Origin of the sequence: Fulvivirga lutimaris (genome assembly GCF_009711525.1) — a bacterium.
Taxonomy (GTDB): domain Bacteria; phylum Bacteroidota; class Bacteroidia; order Cytophagales; family Cyclobacteriaceae; genus Fulvivirga; species Fulvivirga lutimaris.
Genome location: NZ_SMLV01000397.1, coordinates 1 through 4,662 on the forward strand (window position 1 = coordinate 1; position 4,662 = coordinate 4,662).

Below are 4,662 nucleotides of genomic sequence, written 5' to 3' on the forward strand. Positions count from 1 at the left end.
AAATTATGCTTAGAAGTATCACTTTCTTATCCAATGATATAGGTTTTGTTTTTGGTGGGTCTCTGGACAAAGAAAACGAAAAGGCTATTATCTATAGCACTAATGATGGCGGTAAGCATTGGGAATATGTGGAGTCAGAGCTTAGCCATATACATGTAGCTGTCACCAATAATCGATACCTCTTTCTTTTCGGCAAAGAAGGGTTGATGAAAAGGATAGAGAAGCAAAAGATAACAGGGGTAAAAAGCCAATAGGCTTTTGAAGCAAAATATCAAGAAAACAATAGAATTTTATATCTGCTAACTAAACAGCATAATTTCAATGTCAGAATAGCTTTGACTAAATTAGAATCACCAATATCAAACTAATCTTCATACCACATTGAAAATTATCTTTTTTTCTGCCAAACCTTATGACAAGCTGTTTTTTAACCGATTCAATGAAAGTCATGGTTTTGAAATAGAATACCATGAAACACACCTCGGTCCGCATATTGTAAACATTGTTGAAAATGCTGAGGCAGTGTGCGTATTTGTCAATGATAAACTTACCGCTCCGGTAATCGATACTTTGGCCGCAAAAGGGGTTACAATAATCGCCTTGAGGTGCGCTGGTTTTAACAATGTAGATTTAGAGGCCGCAAAACAACATGGCATTGCCGTTTGTCGCGTTCCCGCCTACTCACCAGAAGCCGTGGCCGAACATGCTGTAGCCATGTTGCAAACCATTAATCGAAAAACGCATAAGGCTTATAATCGGGTAAGGGAGCAAAATTTTGCCCTCAAAGGACTGCTTGGCTTTAACCTGCATGGCAAAACAGTGGGTGTTATAGGTACAGGAAAAATCGGAAAGGCCTTTGCTAATATCATGCTTGGCTTTGGGTGTAAGGTATTAGCATATGACTTATTCCCTGATAGCAGTTTGAAAGAAAAAGGCATTGAATATCTACCACTAGAAGAGCTGTTAAAGTCATCTGACATTATCTCTTTGCACTGCCCTCTGACCAAAGACAATCATTACCTCGTTAATGGTACAACTCTAGAATTGATGAAACCTGGAGTGGTCATTATCAACACCAGCCGTGGTGGTTTGATCAATACCGCAGATATTATTGAAGGTTTGAAGTCAAAACAAGTTGGTGCACTTTGCATAGATGTTTATGAGCAGGAAGAAAAGCTGTTTTTCAGAGACCTGTCGTCCAATATTATAGATGACGACAATATTAAGCGTTTGATGAGCTTTCCCAATGTTTTGATAACTGCACACCAGGCCTTTTTTACAGAAGAGGCTTTGTCTGAAATTGCCCAGGTAACACTTGATAGTATAGCAAGACTAAATCAGCAAAACATGCCTGAAGGTGATGTGGTGATGTTGACCTAAATTGAAATTGTTTAAAACATACCTTGCCGTTCGGAATTGGCTATTCACAAACCATTCAAACCCTATAGGCTCATCTGCATCCATCACATTAAACCTAAAAGGTTTTTATTTGCCTACTTATTACTATTAAATACCCTGATCAGCTTTCCATTTTCTTCATCGGTAAGCAGGTAAAGCTGTCCTCTTGGGGAAACCACCGCCTTGCGTAATCGCACCTGATCATTGATAAACAACTCTTCTGAACTTGTCACTTCATTATTGCTGATCTCCATCCTCCATAAGCTGCCTTTGCTTAGTCCGGGAACGATTAGATTGCCTTTCCACTGCGGAAACTCATTGCCATAGTAAAAAGCTATTCCTGTAGGTGCCACAGTTCTATCCCAATAGTAAACAGGGTCAGTGTAAACAGCACCTTCAACAGCTTTAGGTTTATAGTCCGTGCGGTACTTTCCAGTGGTTTTATTGGGCCAGCCATAGTTTGCTCCAGCTTTTATAATATTCAACTCATCACCCTGCATAGTACCATGTTCACTAAACCATATCTCACCCGTTTCAGGATGCAATATCAAACCCTGCGCAGCACGAATGCCCGTGGCATAAAGTCCCTTTATTGCATCTGGACCAAAGTCAGGATTATCATCGGGTATGCTACCATCACGATTCAGCCTAACTACTTTTCCGCGTTTATCTTTGACATCCTGCGCCACAGGCAGCTCAGGATTCATATATTCGAAGAAGTTGCGCTCACCTATCGTCACATAGAGTTTGCCATCCTTACCAAAAGCCATACCTCCACCATAGTGATACAGCCCGCGCACATAAGGCTCCGCCACAAACAACACTCCTATGTTGGTTAGCTGATTGTCTACAAGCTTACCCCGAATGACCTTTGTCGTACTTGCTCGCTCCTTGTTCTCAGCAGCATAGGAGATGTAGAGGTACTGATTCTTCTCAAATTCAGGATCAAGCAAGAGCTGAAACCAACCGGCATTATAACTTTGCTTTTGGCCGTGCATACTAGTTGGAAAAATGCCCCTTTGAAATTTAGTCGTGTCGATTAACACAGCTCGCGCCACATCTTTCGGCAAACCTGATATTGTATGGCGCTCTTTGGTTTGAAGGTTCACCCTAACGATACCTCCATCTTTTTCAGCAATCAGCACATCTGTTTCAGAAATGAAGGCCATGCTCCATGGTTTGTTTAAGCCTTCCAATACTACTTCCTTAGCAGGCAGGGGTTTGAGCTCAGCCGCTGTTTTAGGAATTGGCTCAGCCGAAGTAGCCTTGCCTACAATCTTCCATTTACCAAGAATCTTCTTGAGCAAGAGCAGGTCATGGTACCTATTTCCATAATGTGGTATATCAATCTCCAGCTTGGCATAAGCCACATCCTTCACAATGTCTATGCTGATAATTTTGGAAGGACGATTGTTCAAAGTTCCGGGAGCCCTGCGGCTGTATAGTGAAGCATAATGCTCCGAAGTCATAAAAAAAGCAGAATCGGTGCCATTATAAAGAAACATCCTGGTTCCTGGATAGAATGTTTGGGCAATGGAATCCGGATAATTATACTGAGTGCCTATTATAAATTGGTTGAGAACCTTAGTGATCTGTTCATGATCTGTCTGAGCAAAACTCTGACCGATGCTGATGATCATCATACATGCAAATATTTTAATTTTCATTGGAGTTTTTAATTTATTTTTTGCCCAAGGTTACGGTTGGGATTAGCAATAAATTAAAATTGGCTGAGTTAAGAAGTCCAGAATTATCATTCTGGAGTAAATAGGCTCTTATAGGCTAACTTGACTGGCTTTTTTGAACTCTAAAGGTGTTGTGTTAGTAACCTTTTTAAAGGCCTCAAAGAATGATGACTTGGAGCTAAAGCCGGCCTCAAAACCAATACCTTCAAGTGATAATTCATTTCTGGTATGTATCAGTTGTTTAGCTTCCTTCACTCTAAACTCCTTAATGTATTGAGCAAATCCGTGCTTATATTCTTCATTAAGTAACTTCGACAAGGTGTGCCTATTAAGGCCAGCGAGTGAGGCCAAATCATCAAGTTTAAGTTTCTGATTGGTATATGGTTTTTGAGTATCCATCAGGGCATTAAGCTCCTCTAGCTTTTTGGAGGCATTTTCAATAGGCTGATCAGTAGATTTAATCGAAAAGAATTTGCTTGACAGTAATATCCTACCTAAAAGAAAATACAATGTAAAAGAAAAGATAAGTGCACCCCACAGGTAAGTAAAAAAACCATACAAGGCCATTTGGTAGGTTAGATTAATAAAGAGCACTGCAATTGTTACAATGGCTAAATGCTGCTCTGATTTGCTCATAGCAGCAGGCTTGAGCAGTGCTGACTTCAGCATCTTGATAGAATAATACAACCCAAACAATGTGAAGACTGCCCAAACAGCGTAGATGCCATAAATAATAAACCCATTCCATACCTCAGGGTTCGTTCGGTAAGGGTAGATTATACCAACAGTTAAAACAGATATTAGCAGGACAACTAACAGGACAAAATCTGCTCTATGAATTTTTCGATACTGACGATAAATGGCTTTCGTATATAAATAGAAAAACGGCCCTATAAAAGCGCAGGCAGAAAGTCCTATTTGAAGAATAAGCAGGTCTACATTATTATCAAAATAGTAAAACACTGACTTGCCAATCCGTAAACTCAATGCAAGTAACAGGCCTCCGAGATAAGCATTAACAATCTTATTTGGATTACGGAAAATCAGAAAAACTCCAATTAACAGTCCGTTAATCACACCTAAGCTACAAAGAAGAAAAAGTATTGGCATCTTGATGCAAAAGTAAAAAATGAAGCGTCAATAGCTATTATTGAATAATTAAAGCTTCAAAACGGACTGAGCCTGAGCACTAAATAAATTTAAACTTCATATTATTGCCTCTTGGAAACGGAAAAGACCAGAGTGACAATCAATGACAAATGGATATTCATTTTCGTCTATCCCCTATTCGTGATTTTTGTCTGTCACGTTGGTAATGATAACAGTCTTTCACACTTATTGACTGTGCCTAGTTATTACACCGACATCCTTTTAGCGCTGATATGCACCTATGGCGCAGGGTTCTATTGGAAGCAGCTCTTTGCAAGACTTGATAAAAGATATGATTGGTATACCAACTTGAAGCAAAGGCTAACCTATCAACTAATATTTGGTTTCATTCTTCCAGTCATAGTTATTACAGGTATTGAAATGGTGTATTTAGTACTTATTGATATTAAACTGTCTGAAAGCCCCATTT

5 protein-coding genes are annotated in these 4,662 nt (G+C 39.6%); 3 read left to right on the forward strand and 2 right to left on the reverse strand.

Translation table 11 applies throughout. From position 1 onward, the window contains the following. The coding region (locus tag E1140_RS21525) for a beta propeller repeat protein (RefSeq protein WP_221412692.1) at positions 1-254 on the forward strand (254 nt) is incomplete at its 5' end. A gap of 127 nt (positions 255-381) precedes the next feature. Further along, positions 382-1,380, forward strand: a complete 999-nt coding sequence (locus E1140_RS13305; protein ID WP_155184536.1) for a 2-hydroxyacid dehydrogenase — start codon at positions 382-384, stop codon at positions 1,378-1,380. 113 nt (positions 1,381-1,493) lie between these two features. Here E1140_RS13305 and E1140_RS13310 read toward each other — a convergent pair whose 3' ends face one another. Then, positions 1,494-3,065 carry a PQQ-dependent sugar dehydrogenase gene (locus E1140_RS13310; RefSeq protein ID WP_155184539.1) on the reverse strand — a complete coding sequence of 524 codons (1,572 nt, stop codon included), beginning with the start codon at positions 3,063-3,065 and terminating at the stop codon, positions 1,494-1,496. Between the two features lie 108 nt (positions 3,066-3,173). After that, positions 3,174-4,193, reverse strand: coding sequence for a helix-turn-helix domain-containing protein (locus tag E1140_RS13315; protein ID WP_155184542.1), 1,020 nt, complete (start codon positions 4,191-4,193; stop codon positions 3,174-3,176). A 111-nt stretch (positions 4,194-4,304) separates the two neighbouring features. On the opposite strand from E1140_RS13315, the gene E1140_RS21530 reads away from it, so the two are divergent. Beyond that, positions 4,305-4,662, forward strand: a 358-nt coding sequence (locus tag E1140_RS21530; protein WP_185153581.1) for a hypothetical protein, incomplete at its 3' end; no start/stop codon positions are given.

Coding starts and splice junctions, on each gene's coding strand:
- E1140_RS13310 (WP_155184539.1), bottom strand. CDS start 3,065: ATGAAAATTAAAATATTTGCATGTATGATGATCATCAGCATCGGTCAG.
- E1140_RS13315 (WP_155184542.1), bottom strand. CDS start 4,193: ATGCCAATACTTTTTCTTCTTTGTAGCTTAGGTGTGATTAACGGACTG.